The organism is Streptomyces sp. NPDC052036, from assembly GCF_040680495.1.
Classification (GTDB): domain Bacteria; phylum Actinomycetota; class Actinomycetes; order Streptomycetales; family Streptomycetaceae; genus Streptomyces.
This window is the reverse complement of sequence record NZ_JBFAWW010000033.1, coordinates 25802-42061: the sequence shown is the minus strand read 5'-3', so window position 1 is coordinate 42061 and position 16260 is coordinate 25802. Positions and strand designations below refer to the sequence as shown.

Annotated in this window: 13 protein-coding genes and 2 pseudogenes; 9 read left to right on the top strand and 6 right to left on the bottom strand. The window is 70.3% G+C overall.

Annotated features, from left to right (window positions below; genetic code table 11):
• Nucleotides 1–208: 208 nt before the first annotated feature.
• Nucleotides 209–1015: an Lrp/AsnC family transcriptional regulator gene (locus AB0L95_RS32340; RefSeq protein ID WP_365167812.1), complete on the bottom strand. Its 807-nt coding sequence runs from the start codon at nt 1013–1015 to the stop codon at nt 209–211.
• Nucleotides 1016–1035: 20 nt separating this feature from the next.
• The gene (locus AB0L95_RS32335; RefSeq protein WP_365167810.1) at nt 1036–1185 is read right to left on the bottom strand and encodes an AsnC family transcriptional regulator; all 150 of its coding nucleotides are present in this window, start codon (nt 1183–1185) and stop codon (nt 1036–1038) included.
• Nucleotides 1186–1432: 247 nt separating this feature from the next.
• On the opposite strand from AB0L95_RS32335, the pseudogene AB0L95_RS32330 reads away from it, so the two are divergent.
• A pseudogene (locus AB0L95_RS32330) lies at nt 1433–1585 on the top strand (inositol monophosphatase); the annotation flags it as partial.
• 217 nt (nt 1586–1802) lie between these two features.
• Nucleotides 1803–2087: an inositol monophosphatase family protein gene (locus tag AB0L95_RS32325; protein ID WP_365167807.1), complete on the top strand. Its 285-nt coding sequence runs from the start codon at nt 1803–1805 to the stop codon at nt 2085–2087.
• A gap of 59 nt (nt 2088–2146) precedes the next feature.
• Here the strand turns inward: AB0L95_RS32325 and AB0L95_RS32320 are convergent, their stop codons facing one another.
• The 3 genes from AB0L95_RS32320 to AB0L95_RS32310 all read right to left on the bottom strand — a co-directional run bounded on the left by AB0L95_RS32320 (nt 2147) and on the right by AB0L95_RS32310 (nt 6604).
• Nucleotides 2147–3988: an alkaline phosphatase family protein gene (locus tag AB0L95_RS32320; RefSeq protein WP_365167805.1), complete on the bottom strand. Its 1842-nt coding sequence runs from the start codon at nt 3986–3988 to the stop codon at nt 2147–2149.
• 187 nt (nt 3989–4175) lie between these two features.
• The gene (efeB, locus tag AB0L95_RS32315; RefSeq protein ID WP_365167803.1) at nt 4176–5405 is read right to left on the bottom strand and encodes an iron uptake transporter deferrochelatase/peroxidase subunit; all 1230 of its coding nucleotides are present in this window, start codon (nt 5403–5405) and stop codon (nt 4176–4178) included.
• Nucleotides 5402–6604: a peptidase M75 family protein gene (locus AB0L95_RS32310; RefSeq protein WP_365167801.1), complete on the bottom strand. Its 1203-nt coding sequence runs from the start codon at nt 6602–6604 to the stop codon at nt 5402–5404. The genes efeB and AB0L95_RS32310 overlap by 4 nt, the downstream gene beginning before the upstream one ends.
• A 258-nt stretch (nt 6605–6862) precedes the next feature.
• Between AB0L95_RS32310 and AB0L95_RS32305 the strand changes: the two genes are divergently transcribed.
• Nucleotides 6863–7813: a Ku protein gene (locus AB0L95_RS32305; RefSeq protein WP_365167799.1), complete on the top strand. Its 951-nt coding sequence runs from the start codon at nt 6863–6865 to the stop codon at nt 7811–7813.
• Between the two features lie 525 nt (nt 7814–8338).
• Here AB0L95_RS32305 and AB0L95_RS32300 read toward each other — a convergent pair.
• Nucleotides 8339–8809 (bottom strand): annotated as a pseudogene (locus AB0L95_RS32300) (epoxide hydrolase N-terminal domain-containing protein); the annotation flags it as partial.
• Between the two features lie 451 nt (nt 8810–9260).
• Here AB0L95_RS32300 and AB0L95_RS32295 point away from each other — a divergent pair.
• The 6 genes from AB0L95_RS32295 to AB0L95_RS32270 all read left to right on the top strand — a co-directional run bounded on the left by AB0L95_RS32295 (nt 9261) and on the right by AB0L95_RS32270 (nt 16231).
• Complete coding sequence (locus AB0L95_RS32295; RefSeq protein WP_365167796.1) at nt 9261–9704, top strand: ANTAR domain-containing protein; 444 nt, start codon at nt 9261–9263, stop codon at nt 9702–9704.
• Nucleotides 9705–10058: 354 nt separating this feature from the next.
• Entirely contained in the window at nt 10059–12611 is a 2553-nt protein-coding gene (locus AB0L95_RS32290) for a discoidin domain-containing protein (protein ID WP_365167794.1), read from the top strand.
• Nucleotides 12612–12744: 133 nt separating this feature from the next.
• Nucleotides 12745–13359: a cytosine permease gene (locus tag AB0L95_RS32285; protein WP_365167791.1), complete on the top strand. Its 615-nt coding sequence runs from the start codon at nt 12745–12747 to the stop codon at nt 13357–13359.
• Between the two features lie 168 nt (nt 13360–13527).
• Nucleotides 13528–14445 carry a site-specific integrase gene (locus AB0L95_RS32280; protein WP_365167788.1) on the top strand — a complete coding sequence of 306 codons (918 nt, stop codon included), beginning with the start codon at nt 13528–13530 and terminating at the stop codon, nt 14443–14445.
• Nucleotides 14445–14771, top strand: coding sequence for a helix-turn-helix transcriptional regulator (locus AB0L95_RS32275; protein ID WP_365167786.1), 327 nt, complete (start codon nt 14445–14447; stop codon nt 14769–14771). Before AB0L95_RS32280 ends, AB0L95_RS32275 begins: the two co-directional genes overlap by 1 nt.
• Nucleotides 14768–16231, top strand: coding sequence for a hypothetical protein (locus AB0L95_RS32270; RefSeq protein ID WP_365167784.1), 1464 nt, complete (start codon nt 14768–14770; stop codon nt 16229–16231). The genes AB0L95_RS32275 and AB0L95_RS32270 overlap by 4 nt, the downstream gene beginning before the upstream one ends.
• Nucleotides 16232–16260 lie beyond the last annotated feature (29 nt).

The window sequence follows — 16260 nt, the reverse complement described above, 5'->3', positions numbered from 1 at the left end:
GTCCGGAACCGCCGGCTCCGGACGACGCGTTCCCGACACGTACCCGCGCGGGGACGGGCCATGCATACGGCGGCGACCGGAATCGGGTGGCCCGGGGTCGGGCGGGCCCCGCCCAGGCCGTGGTCGATCAAGGTCGATGCGTCGAGTCCCACGGCCGGAGCAGGGCCAGTCTGTCCTGGCGGTCACGTGCGTCCCCCGCGTGTCCGGCTCACACGGTCCAGGCGGCCCGAGTCTTGCCCGGGCGCTTGACCGCCTGGCCGACGATCACGGTCTCCGCGCCGTCGACCCCCAGGGCGCCGAGGTCCTGGGTGATGAACCGGTAGAGGTGCTCCAGGTCGCGCAGCCAGACCGCGACATGCAGATTGGACGCGCCCGTGGTGGCGAACACGCCGTGCACGGCGGGGTGTGCTGCGAGCGCACGCCCCACCCCGTCGAGGCGGTCGGGCGCGACGCGCATCAAGACGTTCGCGTCGATGAACAGCCCGAGCCGCCTCGGATCGACCACGACCTGGGTGAGCAGGCGGCCACTCCGGGAGAGCCGGGCGATCCGGCGCCGGACCGTGGAGTCCGGATGGCCCGTGCGGGCCGCGACGGCCGCCGCCGGCGCCCTGGCGTCGTCCTCCAGCGCCGCGAGGATGTCGCGGTCGATGTCGTCCACCGGCCCCGCCGCGACGCCTCCCGGCTGCCGTACCGGCGTCAGTGCCGTGCGTTCGGCGTCGCTGAGGACGGCGTGCCGCCAGTCCGACGCCTCGCCGAACACATGCAGCACGGTGACGGCGGCCACCGAGGTGACGGCACGGGTGGCGGGCAGATCGCGGAACACCAGGTGGTCCCGGGTGCCGGGGCGCGTCCACGAGATGGCGAGGATCTCGTCGCCGGACGTCGACACATCGATGAACGGGATCTCGGGGCGGGCCGCCAACGCGGCCGTGAGGGCGTCCAGCCTGCCGCCGAGCACCCGGATCCGCAGGAACAACGCGCCGACCGAGTCCGGCCTGGACGGCAGGGCGATCACCCGGAAGACGCCGTCGGCGATCAGCGCCCCCAGCGCCGGTGGACGGTCCGCGGGCTGATGTCGAGGACCTCGCCCGCCCGCTCGGCAGTCAGCCGCCCGTCGCACTGCAGCGCTGCCACCAGCCGCTGATCGCGCCGGTCGAGCACCTGCTGCGCCATTTCCTGAACCACAAATGGCAGTATCGCTCACTCAGTCCCTGCGGGAGGACCCGAGGCAGCCGGAACCGCGGACGATCGTGTCGTCGATCCGAACTCGCACGCGAGCCCACGATGACGTACCGCAACCTGCTCGCCCCCATGGCCGCCGCCGCTCAGGAGGTGGGCACTGCTGCTGGCCACGCCGCGGCCCGCACCCGTCACCACCTTCGACGAACTCGCCGCCGTCTACGGCGCGTTGGAGGCGCCCGCGGTCGCCGTCATGCGCCGGCACCTGGACGCGCTGCGGCCCGGCGTCGGCTGGGCGGACGAGTGGGAGGACCGTGCCGCGCTGCCCGTCGAGGGCGAGGTGTGGGTCGTCGACGGCGCGGTGCAGTTCCTCCAGGACCTGCCGCAGTTCTGCGTGAGCCTCGCGCTGGTGCGGGACGGCGAGCCCGTGGCGGCGGCCCTGCACGCGCCCCTGCTGGGGAGACCTACCTCGCCGCCCTCGGCCACGGCGCCGTCCGCAACGGGGTGCCGATCGGTCCGTCGGCCAAGACGGACCCGGCCGTCGCCGTCGTCGCCGCCACCCATCCCCCGTTCGTCGCCCGGCAGCCGAGGCCGCCGCGCAGGCGGGACGGGCGCTCGCCGCCGTGCTGCCGCGGGTGGCCGCCGTCCGCAATCTGGGTCCCACCTCGTGGCAGGTCGCCGACACGGCGGCCGGACGCCTCGACGCGTTCTGGGAGTTCGATCGCGACGACGCCAATCTGCTGCCCGGCGCCCTGGTCGCCCGTGAGGCGGGGGCCCTGGTCACCGACGCCGCGGGGCGGCCCTGGAGCGCCGGGTCCGACAGCTTCCTGGTGGCGCCGCCGGGGCTGCACGGGCATCTGGTGGAGGCGTTGCGGGCGGACGCCGGGGCGGTCACCGGCGCCCGGTGAAAGCCGCGGGCGGCGGCCCCGGGATCACCGGAGCCGCCGCCCGCCGAAGCCGTGCCGCGTCAGGCGCTACGGCGCTCCCTGCGGCGCAGGGTGAGGTAGGTGCCCGTCGCACCGGCCGCCAGGAGGGCGCCCGCCGCGATGCCCACCGGGACGGCCGGGAACGAGGCGTCCGTCGTCGCGGCCGTGTTCTGCATCGCCGGTCCCGGGGTGATGCTGGTGGCGACCGACTTCACGGGGCGGATCGGACCGACCGACTTCACCGACCCGTCGGCGTTCAGCAGCACCTGCTTGTTGTTGGAGTGCCGGAAGTCGAACATGCCTGCGAGCGAGCCGGCCGCGGCGTCGAACGAGTGGTCACCGACCCGGCCTGTGTGCCAGTTGTCCTCGATGAAGCGGATGATCGAGGACTGGTCGGTGAGCGTGTGGTCGACCTTGTTCACCTTGCTGTACGGGGAGACCACGAGCAGCGGCTGACGGGTACCCGGGCCGCAGCGGTCCGCGTAGCCGCCGGCGGCCGCCGGACCGGACTGGCAGGCGGGGCTGTCGGTCGCCTTGCCGTTGGAGCCGGTCGAGGTGTCCTTGGAGCCGTTGCGGGGCTTGGCGTAGGCGTGGTCGTACCAGCCGTCGGAGTCGTCGTAGGCGATGACGACAGCGGTCGACTTCCACTGCGGCGACTTCTGGACGGCGTTGATCTGCTGAACCAGGAAGTGCTGCTCGTCGATGGGGTCGGAGTAGCCGGCGTGGCCGTCCTGGTACTCCGGGGCCTTGACGAAGCTGACGGCGGGGAGCTTGCCCGCCCTGAGCGCCGCGTCGAAGTCGGTCAGGTCGTAGTTGTGGTTCGCCTGTCCGTTGTGGCCGATCTCGTCGACGCTCCGGGGCGGCAGGTGGTGCGGGTTGGACGTCGACTTGTAGTACTGGAACGGCGAGTGGTGGGGGCTGTAGTCCACCGCGGCGGCGCCGCCCACGTTGCTGTGCGTGGTGTCGCACTGGGCGTAGTGGCCCTGCTTGCCGTCCCACGCGGTGGACGGCCGGAAGCCGCCCTGGAACCAACCCCAGGTGATCTTCTTGGAGTTGAGCACGTCACCGATGTTGCGGCCCTGCATCGAGGCGAGCGCGTTCTTGCTGGTGTGGTCCTTGCCGGAGCAGTCGTCGTAGGCCGGGTCGGGGTCGTTGACGACCGTGCCGACGCCCTTGGCGTCGGGCGACTGGACGGTGTACGAGTCCGGCGTGGCGGTCCGCTGGGGGTTCTCGGTGCCGGAGGCGGGGTCCATGGAGACGACGCCGTGCGTCTGACCGGAGATCAGGTTGAGCGCGCCGGGCGTGGAGGGGCCGTAGACCGAGCCGTAGGAGCGGTCGCTCAGGGAGTAGTGCTGGGCGTAGTTCCACAGCGCGGTGACGGTGTTGCCGTCGTAGTAGTCCATGACCAGGCCCGGCTCGCCGAACAGGGCGCCGGAGCACTTGCCCGAGTCGGTGTTCTGCACGAACTGGTCGTTCTTGCCGCCGTTGTACGCGTACTGCTCAGGCCCGTAGGCGTGGTTCTGGTCGCAGGTCATGGCCTGGGACGGGGTGAGCCGCTTGGGCGCGTACTGGTTGGGGTTCTTCGTCAGCAGCCCGGCGGTGCGCAGGTTGTCGACGTTCTTCGGGGTCTTCTTGGACGCCGTGAACTTCGTACCGTCGGTGTTGGCGGCCTTGGGGTAGGTCGCGAAGTAGTGGTCGAAGGAGACGTTCTCGTCGAAGAGGACGACCACATGCTTGATCGGCGTGGCCGTGGAGGAGGAGCCCCGGCCTCCGTCGGGCGCGGCGGCCCAGGCGGGCGCGTACGCGCCGAGGAGCGTCAGCGCGGCCGCTCCTGCGAGCGCGCTGAGGCTCCGTGTCGTTGCTCGTCTTCCTCTGCTGGCCATGCTGGTTCACCTTCCGGGCACGAACGTCATTGCCACATACGGTCAGGGATGATCCGCCCGGCGGGCGGCAACGCGGCGGAGTGATGGTGGCGTGTACATGAACAGCGAGTCAGGGAAGCCAGAGGAATTCTTGACCGTCCGTTGACCCCGAAAGTCCAGCGATGTGGCCTCAGTTGTCTGGACAGGTTCAGCTCACGAGAGCACGTCCGTACCAGTCCGCCCCGTCGCGCACGCCGGGGAGCGCGAAGAAGTAGCCGCCGCCGAAGGGCGAGATGTAGTCGGTGAGGGGCTCGCCCGCGAGGCGGCGCTGCACGGTCTCGAACTGGCGGGCGAGGTCCTGCTGGTAACAGCAGAACAGCAGGCCCATGTCGAGGTTGCCGTTGCGGTCCGTGCCGGCGTCGTAGTTGTAGGCGCGGCGCAGGATCCGCTGGCCGGCCGTGGCCGCCGTGCGCGGGTTGGCCAGCCGTATATGGCTGTCCAGCGGGATGACATCGCCCTTGGGGTCGCTCGGGTAGTCGGGGATGTCGTGCTCGGCGTTCCCGTCCAGGGGCGCGCCGGACTCCCGGGCCCGGCCGAACATGCGTTCCTGCTCGCTGAGCGAGACCCGATCCCAGAACTCCACGAGCATCCGGATCAGCCGTACGACCTGGTAGCTGCCGCCGACCGCCCAGTCCGGCTCGCCCGCGCCCCGGCCCACCCACACCAGCCGGTCCATCGCGCGCGTGTCGGCGGGGTCGGGGTTGGCGATGCCGTCCTTGAAGCCCAGCAGGTTGCGGGGGGTGCCCGAGGGGCGCGGCGGGCTGGCGAAGCCGTCCAGACGCCACCGGACCTGCAAGGCACCGCGGGTGTGCCGGGCGATGTCCCGCAGGGCGTGCAGCACGGTGTCGGAGTCGTCGGCGTGCAGTTGGAGGCTGAGGTCGCCGTGGCACCACTCGGACTTGAGGTCGTCGTCGGGGAAGGCAGGCATGGCCGTCAGCCGGCGCGGGCGGCGCGCGGCCAGGCCGAAGCGGTCGTCGAAGAGCGCGGCGCCGACGCCGACGGTCACCGCCAGTGCGCCCGGGGGGAGTTGACCGCCCAGGATGCCGGAGTCGGCGGGCGGGCCGGTGATACCGAGGGGCGGGGGCGTGCCGCCGGAGGTCAGGAAGCGGGCGCGCCCGGTGAGGGTACGCAGGAGATCGGCCAGTTCCCCGCGGTTGTCGACGGTGACGTCGAAGGAGGTGAACGCGGTGACCCGGCGCGGGGCGGCGAGCACCGACTGCTGGTGGGGGCCGTGGAAGGGGGCGACGGGTGGCGCGCCGGTGCCGGCGTCGTCCGACGGGGCGGCGGCGCCGCCGGCGGCGAGTCCGGCGCCCGCGAGGGCCGCCCCGCGCAGGAAGCCACGCCGCCCGACGCGGCTCGTGGGGCGCGGGGTGGTCATACCGTCCTCCGGGGATCGCAGAGCGTCGCCACCGGGGCGAGCCGCTCGACCAGGTCGCCCAGGACCGCGTCGACCCGTTCGCGCTGCGCCCGGTCCAGCCGGTCGAGCGGGGTCCAGCGGCCGTCGTGACGGAAACCGTCCAGGGTGCGCGCCGCGCGGTCCAACTCCCTTTCGAGAGCGGGCAGTCCGGGGTCGCGCGTGGCGAGCAGGGGGTGCAGCCGGGACAGCACGGCGCGGGTGCCGTCGATGCCCGCACGGGCGGTGGCGAGGTTGCTTCCGCTGCCGTAGTCGGTCCGTCCGGTCAGCTCGAACTGCACGGTGTTCTCCAGGATCTCGTGTGCCCGCAGACCCAACTGCGCCGGATCCATACGGGCTTGCGCCCAGTCGGCGCGCAGGGCGCGGACCGCCTTGACGAGGGCGCCCGCGGGAGCGCGGAGACCGGCGGCGGACTCGCCGTGCCACAGCCCGTACTCGACGCGGTGGAAGCCGGCGAAGGACGGATCGTGGACCCCGCCGGGCAGCCCCGCGTCCGTGCCGTTGATCTGCCCGTCCGCGTCACCGAAGGCGTCGTACGCCGCGCCCAGCCGCTCGTACTCGAGGTGGGCGGGGAGCCAGGCCTTGCGGGCCGCGTCGAGGTCCCCGCGGTCGATGGCGTCCTGGAGCCGTCCGGTCAGCCGCACGACCTGGTCCAGGCCGCCGGCGACCCATTTCTGGTAGTCGATCGCGAGAGGGATGAGATCGTGCTCGGTGATGGGGGCCGCCGCGGGCCCCGGTGTCCCCGCGGCGATGCGGACGGTGGGGCCGGTGACGGCGCCGGCGTCGTCGGGCAGACAGGTGAACGCGTACGAGCCCGCGCCGAGACGGACGGTCAACGGTCGGGTCGTGCCGGGCGCGAGTCCCTCGATCTCCCCGTAGACGGCCCGGGTGCGGGCGTCCTGGAGATACACCTCGGCGGCGCCGTCGGAGGTGTTGTGCAGCTCGAAGACCTGCAGACCGGACACCGGACGGCTCCAGCCGCGGCCGCAGCCGCTCGGCGACACCTCGACGGTGGTGTGCGGGAGACCGTCGGCGGCGGCCCGCGCGCGATGGTCCGGGGACAGGATGCCGACCAGCACCGCCGTCACCAGGGCCAGCACCAGGACGAGTCCGCCGACCGCCCGGAGTCGGGCCGGCCGTGATCCGAGGCCGGGCACCGGCATTTCCCAACGCCTCCCCGGGCGACGTACGAACGTGACCACGCGCCCGGCTGCCGCAGGACTCCGGGGCGCTGGCCTCATGCTAGGCAGCACCCGGCGCCCGAACAGCCCGAACGCGGGGACGGACACCAAGATTTCCCCCGCGGTTCACCGAGTGCCCCCACCGGGACCGGACCCGCTCCGGCGGAGCACTCCGCCGTGCCGCCCGGCGGCGCCCTTCGTAGGCTGGTGGCCTCGGGGCACGTCACGGAGAGGTCTGCGATGCCCCGGAGCATCTGGTCAGGAGCGATCAGCTTCGGCCTGGTCACGATCCCGATCAACGTGGTCCCCGCGACCGAGGACCACAGCGTCCGCTTCCACCAGTACCACCTGGAGGACATGGGCCGGGTGCGCGTACGCAAGTTCTGCGAGATCGAGGACCGTGAGATCCCGCAGGACGAGATCGGCAAGGGGTACGAGATCTCCAGGGACCAGGTCGTCGCCGTTCTCGACGAGGAACTGCGGGAACTGCCCCTGCCCACGGCGAGGGCCATCGAGATCGCCGCGTTCGTGCCGGCCGAGTCCATCGACCCCCTGCGGATCGGCGAGGGCTACTACCTCCAGGCCTCGGGGACGGTCGCCACCAAGCCGTACGCGCTGCTGCGCAAGGCGCTGGAGCGATCGTCGCGGGTGGCGGTGGCCAAGTTCGCCTGGCACGGCCGGGAGCGGCTCGGCCTGCTGCGGGTGCGGGACGACGCGATCGTGCTGCACGCGTTGCGCTGGCCGGACGAGATCCGCGACCCCCGCGAACTGGCCCCCCAGCAGGTGGCGCTCTCCGACGACGAGATCGCCGAGGCCGAGCACCTGATCGGGCGCATGACCCGGGACAGCCTCGAAGGCCCCGACTTCGTCGACCACTACACGGAGGCACTGGAGCAGGTGATCGAGGCCAAGCGGGAGGGGCACGCCCTGCCCCAGGCACCGCAGCCGGAGGCCGGGACGGGCGCGGTGCTGGATCTGATGACCGCGCTCCGGGACTCCGTGGCACAGGCCAAGGCGTCCCGGGGCGAGGGCGCGGAGGCCGAGGTGCACGAGCTGCCGAAGAAGAGCGCGGCCGGGAAAGCGGCCTCCGGGAGGACGGCGAAGAAGGCACCCGCGAAGAAGACCGCAAAGGACACCGCGGCCAAGAAGACCACAGCCCAGAAGACGGCCCGCCGACCGCGCAGCGCCTAGGTGTACCCGGTCCCGACATTGGCGGCGCTCATAACCGCGTTCGGTCCAACTCCGTGGTGCCTGGTAGATTTCGCCAGGAAACACGGTGACTGCGGCCGGGACGGAAACCGACACGGCGCTGAAGTTGTTGGCGTTGTTCTCCCAGTAGAGCCGAGCGGAGGAGACCGCGGTGTTGGTCACCCAGTAGAGCGTGATGTCGTCCAGCATCTCGTCCACGGTGAGCACCTGCTCCGGTTCGCCGCCGCTGTACGTCCACGCGGCGAATTTGTCGTACATCCATGCGGCCAATCCCACGGGCGAGTCCAATGCGTCCCAGGCTCGCGCGATGCGGTCCGGGCCCCAGCCGGTACTCGTCGGCCTCTCCGAAAAGCCGTAGCCGGGCATCGAGGGTATGACGAGGTGGAAGGCATCGTCCGCGTGTCCCCCGTGAGCCGTGGGGTCGGTGAGCGGGTCGATCACCTCGAGGAATTCCAGGATCGAGCCCGGCCAACCGTGGGTCAGGATCATCGGCAGGGCGTGTGGATGACGAGAGCGCACGTGAAGGAAATGAATATCGAGCCCGTCGATCTCGGTCAGGAACTGCGGCAAGGAATTCAGCCTGGCCTCGATGTTCCGCCAGTTGTAGGACGTCCCCCAGTAGCGTGCGAGATCTTGGATCCTGGCCAACTGGACGCCCTGGGACTGATCGCGGACAGCCTCACGGTCCGGCCACCGCGTCGCGATGATGCGCCGACGGAGATCAGCAAGATCGCCTTCCGCGACACCGACATGAAAGGGGCGGATGTCCGTACTGCCGAGCGTCGCGGCCGGCTTCCTGGAAGGCGCGACGAAGGCTCCTGTGGTTGCCGCAGCATCGCGGCAGCCGAGGTGGAGAGAAACGTGCGCCGAGAGTGCCGCCGGGGAATTTCGGGCATGGCAGACCTCCTTGGGCGATGCCCAGGTTTTCGGGAGGGAGCTCTTTCGAGAGGGAGCTCTCGACGACACCACGCCCCACATCGGCCGGCGGCGAAGGTGGAGATCCGGCAGGGAATTCCTGCAAGCCTGGGCAGCGACATCCAGGAGGCAGCGGCAGGCACCGAGGAGATGCCGAGGTCAATCGCGGGCGTCGTGACTGAAAGTAACATTCTGCAGCATTGCGTGAACACGCAACCCGGGCCCCGGTACTGCCGGACGAGCAGCGCCAAGGGGATCGCGCCGGGCAGCGTTCGCCCTGATGACGGCCGCCCTTCCGGTGAAACCGACACAGCCGCCGGGCGCCGCGCATCGCGGGCCGAGGCCACCGTGCGCTGCTCCGCCCGCCCCCGCTTCCACCCGGGACCGAGCTCGTCGGTCCAGGCGACACACGCCGCCGTCCCGGCCTCGCGCGAGAGGCCGGATCCGATTCGTCTACGACGCCTGCCTGGGGGAAGCTGTAACCGCGACCGCCCGTCCGACCCGGGAACACACCATGGCGTTCTTTGCGATATCCGACCGGCACCCGCTGCGGCTGCTGTCCGCCGCTGACCTGGCAATGGAGCACGAACGGCTTCTCGAGGAGAACGCACAGCTCCGCCAGGCCGTCTCCTCGCACGCCCGCATCGATCAGGCGATGGGCGCCGTGGTCGCCATCGGGCGGATCGCGCCCGAGGAGGCCTGGCGCGTCCTGCGGGACGTCTCACAGCGTACGAACACCAAGCTGCGCGTCGTGGCGGAACACATCCTGAGGTACGCGCAGGACGGTGTCCTGCCGGAGCCCATCCTGATGGAGCTGGACAAGGCGCTGGACCGGTACAGGATCTACTCCCGCCCGACCGGGAACCGATCGCACCCGGCCCCGTCCACGGACCGGGGGGCCGCCCCGACGGCCCCCTCCCCTGCCCGTCCGTCACCGCGCAGACCGTCGCGTCCCTGACCCCCGCCCCTGAGCCGTTCGCCGGGCCCCGGGGAACGGCGTCAAGGGCTCCAGGGGCAGGACCGGTGCCCGGCACCCACCCACGCCACTTCTTGAACGCACGCCCTCCCTCCGCCCTCGCCCCCGTGGCCAGGAGTTGAAAAGATTCCTGTGTCCGGGGGCTTGCCCGCCCTCTAGCCTCATCCGTTAAATCAAGTCATGAACTAAGCCGGTTCTCGGGCCCGTTCACTCCCCACGCCGATCGGGGAGGCACAGGCAGCCGCACTCCGGGCCCATCTGCGCACCAGGCAACGCGGTTCCGCACGCCATCGCTCGTCGTGATCACCCGTTCACCGCACCCGCAGGGAACCCCATATGAGACTCAGATCCCTGGGTGTCGCGCTGGCCGCCACGGCAGCGCTCCTCACCCTGCCCGCCATCCCTTCCCCGGCCGCCGCGGCGGCCGCGGCCGAGACCCCGCTGTCCCAGGGCAGAACAGCCACGTCGTCCTCCGACGAGAACCCCGGGACGCCCGCCGCCGACGCCGTGGACGGCGACACCGGCACCCGCTGGTCGTCCGCCGCCGGCGACACGCAATGGCTCCAGGTCGACCTCGGCTCCACCGCCTCGATCACCAAGGTCGTCCTCAACTGGGAGGCCGCCTACAGCAAGGACTACAAGATCCAGGCCTCCCAGGACGGCAGCACCTGGACCGACCTGAAGTCAGTGACAGGCGGCGACGGCGGCATCGACGCCCTCGACGTGTCGGGACAGGGCCGCTACGTCAGGATGTACGGCGTCCACCGCGCCACCCAGTGGGGCTATTCCCTCTGGGAGTTCCAGGTCTTCGGCACCTCCGGCACCACTGCGCCCTCCTGCGACTCCGCCGACGCCGCGAAGGGCAGGCCCGCCTCCGCCTCCTCCACGGAGAACGCGGGCACCCCCGCCTCCGCCGCCTTCGACGGTGACACCGGCACCCGCTGGTCCAGCCAGGCCTCCGACCCGCAGTGGGTGCAGGTCGACCTGGGATCGGTGCGGAACCTGTGCAAGGTCGACCTGATCTGGGAGGCCGCCTACGCCAAGGAGTTCCAGATCCAGGCCTCGGACGACGGCGGGAGCTGGACCACGCTCAGGAGCGTGACCGGGGCAAGCGGCGGCACGGCCTCTTACGACGTCAGCGGCTCGGGGCGCTATCTCCGGATCTACGGGACGGTCCGCGCGACCGGCTACGGCTACTCCCTGTGGGAGGTCGCGGTCCACACGGCCTCGTCCGGCGGCACTCCTCCCGTCCAGGGCGGTGGCGACCTCGGACCCAACGTCATCGTCGTGGATCCGTCCACGCCCGGTCTCCAGCAGAAGTTCGACGAGGTCTTCGCCCAGCAGGAGTCGAGCCAGTTCGGCTCCGGCCGCTACCAGTTCCTGCTGAAGCCGGGCACCTACAACGGGATCAACGCCCAACTCGGCTTCTACACCTCGATCTCTGGACTAGGTCTGAACCCCGACGACACCCAGATCAACGGTGACATCACCGTCGACGCGGGCTGGTTCAACGGCAACGCCACCCAGAACTTCTGGCGCTCTGCGGAGAACCTCGCCCTCAAGCCTGCCAACGGCACCGACCGGTGGGCCGTGGCGCAGGCCGCGCCGTTCCGCCGCATCCACGTTCAGGGCGGACTCAACCTCGCCCCGAACGGCTACGGCTGGGCCTCCGGCGGCTATATCGCCGACTCGAAGATCGACGGCACGGTGGGGCCGTACTCCCAGCAGCAGTGGTACACCCGTGACAGCTCGGTCGGCGGCTGGACCAACGGCGTGTGGAACATGACGTTCACCGGCGTCCAGGGCGCCCCGGCGACCAACTTCGACTCCGGCCCGTACACCACGCTGGACACCACCCCGGTCTCCCGCGAGAAGCCGTTCCTGTATCTGGACGGCAGCAACTACAAGGTCTTCGTGCCCGCCAAGCGCACCAACGCCCGTGGCGTGTCCTGGCCCGCCGACGCGGGCACCTCGATCCCTCTGGACCAGTTCTACGTGGTCAAGCCGGGCGCGACCGCCGCGACGATCAACACCGCGCTGGCCCAGGGCCTCGATCTGCTGTTCACCCCGGGGATCTACCACCTCGACCAGACCCTCGACGTGACACGGCCCGACACGGTCGTGCTCGGCCTCGGTCTGGCCACCCTCGTCCCCGACAACGGCATCGACGCGATGCACGTGGCGGACGTCGACGGAGTGCGGCTCGCGGGCTTCCTCATCGACGCCGGCGCCGTCAACTCCGACACGCTCCTGCAGATCGGCCAGCCTGGTTCGACGGCCGACCACTCCGCCGATCCCACCACCATGCAGGACGTCTTCATTCGCATCGGCGGCGCGGGCCCGGGGCTGGCCACCAACTCCGTCGTCGTGAACAGCGACGACGTCGTCATCGACCACACCTGGATCTGGCGCGCCGACCACGGGGACGGGGTGGGCTGGAACACCAACCGAGCCGACTACGGTCTGCGCGTGAATGGCGACGACGTCCTGGCCACGGGACTCTTCGTGGAGCACTTCAACAAGTACGACGTGCTGTGGAGCGGCGAACGGGGCCGCACGATCTTCTTCCAGAACGAGAAGGCCTACGACGCCCCGAACGCGGCCGCCATCACCCACGACGGCATCGTCGGCTACGCGGCCTACAAGGTCGCCGACACGGTGAACGTCCATGAGGCATGGGGCCTGGGCAGCTACTGCAACTACACGGCTGATCCGACGATCGTCCAGGCCCACGGCTTCCAGGTGCCCGTGAAAGCGGGGATCAAAATGCACGACCTGCTGGTGATCTCGCTGGGCGGCAAGGGCCAGTACGCCCATGTCGTCAACGACACCGGCGCCCCCACCTCGGGCACCGACACCGTTCCGTCGAAGGTCACCCAGTTCCCCTGACGACGGGGTCCCCGGATGTCGTAGGGCATGATCACCCGGACCGCGTGGCGCGGTCCGGGTGGTCGACGGCCTTGACCCGGGACGTCCGGGGGCGAATGTGGCCCCAGTGATGGATCAGCACCCGGGAGGCGCCGTGACCACTGCTTCAGAGCCCCGGGTGTCGGGCCTCGAGAGCCGGTCCATCGACTATGTCCCCCTGGACGAGCGACACGGCAAGCTGTGGCATCTGGGCCCGTTGTGGTTCATGTCCAACGCGCAGATCGCCACCCTCGCGGTGGGTCTGATCAGCATCACCGAGGGCGGCAACCTCCTGTGGTCGCTCGTCGCGATCATGGCGGGCACCGTCATCGGCACCTTCTTCATGGCCTTCCACTCGGCCCAGGGCCCCCGGCTCGGCCTGCCCCAGATGATCCAGTCCCGGCCCCAGTTCGGGTATGTCGGTGCCCTACTGGTGTGGCTCTTCGCCTATGTGCAGTACGCGGGGTTCAACGTCTTCAACACCATCCTCGCCGGCGACGCGCTGCACACCACGGTGCACGGCAGCGTCAGGCTGTGGGTCGTCGTGGTCACCCTGGTCGCCTTCGTGATCGCACTCGTGGGCTACGACATCATCCACCGGGCCGAGCGGATCCTGACGTACACCTTCCTGGTCATCTTCGAACCGGCGCGTATCGCATCCGATGCGAACTGGCGGCGTCTGTGCCGCGTTGGTGAAGCAGGCTCTGTGAAGCTGCTGATCAGCAGGTAAGCGGTTCGCCAGGGTCTATTGGGACGGTAGCTGACCGGCCGGGGCCACGTCGTTCCGGTTCACTCGATCGGATGGCTGACCTGCTGCTCCGCTCCACGCTTCGCATCTGATGCGAGATTTCCGCGGCGAATGCGATCTACGGAGCGTGACAATTTGGTAAGCGACAACGTGGTGACTCCTGGGGCCGCACGGCTCCACCTGGCCGACGGGGTGCCGCTGCTGCGGCCGGAGGAGCAGGTCTTCGAAGCGATGCTGGACGGCTGGCGCAACCAGCAGCTGGCCCGGAACCTCGCGCTGTCGACCATCAATGGCCGCGAGCGAAAGGTGCGGGCGTTCGCCGCGCACGCGGATGCCTTTCCGTGGAGCTGGTCCTCGATGCTGGCGGACGAGTGGTTCGGTGACCTGCGGGCTGTCCGTGGCTGTGTCCGCTCGACGCTGCGCGGCTACCAGGTGGCGGTGCGTCTGTTCTGCGATTACGCCACCGACCCGGCCTACGGCTGGGCGGCGGAGTGTGAACGCCGCTTCGGCACCCATCCGATCCAGGTGTGTCACGAGTGGAATACCGCCGTGCCCATGCAGGAGTGCGAGGCAGAGGCCCCGAAACGGGCCTTCACCCGGGATGAGTTACAGACGTTCTTCGACCACGCCGACGACGAGGTGAGCCGGGTCCGCGGACGTGGCCGCAAGGGCTGGCTGCCCGCTTTCCGCGACGCGATGCTCTTCAAGACTGCGTACGCCTATGGGCTGCGGCGCAACGAGACGCGGATGCTGGACACGGCCGACTTCGGCCGCAACCCCGACGGGGCGGAGTTCGGCGAGTACGGCATCTGCTATGTCCGCCACGGCAAGGCGAAGAAGGGCTTGCCCCCGAAGCGCCGCAGCGTGCTGACCGTGTGGGAGTGGTCGGTCGAGATCGTCGACCAGTGGATCAGCGAGGTGAGGCCCGCGATGCGGCAGGTCGGCCACGATCACGCGTCCACCACCTCCATCTACACCTGCGTGTCTTCCGACTTCCGCACCCGCACCCTGCGTCGCGCCCCGGACGCCACGGTCGAGGCCGCGCTCAAGCCTGCGAGGAGGGCCTGATGAAACGCCAGGTCAGCCACCAGTGGCGTCTGCGCGAAAAGATGGCTGCCGCCGGGATGTTCACCACCAGCGAGCTCGCTTCGCCGCTTGCCGAGCGCGGCATCACCCTCTCCCTCTCGCAGGTCCACCGCCTGGTTACCGGGACTCCCGAGCGGCTGTCCCTGCCGGTGCTGGCCGCGCTCTGCGACATCTTCGACTGCACCCCAACCGATCTGATCGCTACCAAGGCGGAGAACGCCGTCATCCGCAAGGTCGCCACCGGCGATGCAGTCGTCGACCTGTCGGCCGTCCGTCCTCAACGTGCCCGCATCCAACCCGAAGGATGAGCCGCACTCGCGTCCGTGACGAAGACCTGTTCTGCGCGCGATGCCGCCGGGCCGTTCGGCTCGGGGCAGCCCACTGGCCCGAGGGTTACCTCTGCGCGGGCTGCTACGCCCAGGCCCTGGAGACCTACGGAACCTGCACAGGCTGCGGTGTCGAGCGGCTCCCCCCGGGCCTCGCGCCGGACGGCGGCAGGCTCTGCCCCGACTGCGCCGGTGGCCTCGGCGACTTCACCTGCGGACAGTGCGGCCAGGAAGCACGACGCTACCGCCGCGGAATCTGCGGCCGATGCGTCCTGGCCGAGCGCCTCCACGAACTCCTCGACGACGGCACCGGCCGCATCCGGCCCGAACTCCTCCCGCAGTTCGACACGCTCCGACAGATGAAACGCCCCTGGGGCGGGCTGACCCGGACCAACCAACCGCGCGTCCAGCAGAACCTGCAGGCCCTGGCCCGCAACCAAGTCCCACTCACCCACGAGGGACTGAGCCGGCTCACGCCGTGGCGATCGGTCGCCTACCTGCGCGACCTGCTCATGCAGTGCGACGTCCTGCCGCCGGCCGACCGGCATCTGCTGCTGTTCCAGCGGTGGCTCGCCGAGAAACTGCCTACCGTCAGCGACCCCGAGCACCGCAAGCTCTTGGACCTCTTCGCCACCAGGCACATCCAACGCCGCCTCCGCACCCTGGCCGGCAGTGGCCCGCTCACCAGCAGCCAGACCCAGCAGGCCCGCAACAAGCACTACCTTGCAATCAACTTCCTCGACCACCTCGCCCAGCGCGGACACGCCCTCGCCAACTGCACCCAGGCCGATGTCGACACCTGGTACGCAGGCGGCTACACCGCCCGGCGCCTCACCCACTCCTTCCTCCGCTGGGCCATGCAGTCCAAGCACATGCCGACCGTCACCATCCCGCACCGCTCGACGGCGAATCCCGCTCCGATCACCCAGCACCAACAGCTCGCGCTGCTGCGACAGCTCGTGAACCACGACGACATCCCGCTCCAAGACCGCGTGGCCGCCGTCCTTGTCCTCCTCTACGCCCAGCCGCTTACGCGGATCGCCAGACTCAGCAGCGACGACGTCCAGCACGAGGACGGCAAAGTCCTTGTCCGGCTCGGCGACCCACCGTCGCCCGTTCCCGCCCCGTTCGACGGAATGCTGCTCAACTACCTGGGGCAGCGACCGAACACCAAGACCGCGACCAACCCCGAAGCCCGATGGCTCTTCCCCGGCCGCCGGGCCGCACAGCCCATGACCCCGGAAGCCATGGCACCTCGGCTCCGCCAACTGGGCTTCCCGACCCGGCCAGGACGCACAGCGGCGATCCGCCAACTCGTCCTCCAAGCCCCCGCTCCGGTGATCGCCCGGATGCTCGGCTACAACGACGACCACACCACCCGGCTCGCCGAAGAGGCCGGAGGAACCTGGAAACGCTATGCCCCCGGAGATCACGCACGGTGACCCCCGCTCAGCGACGGATGCGGGAAGCC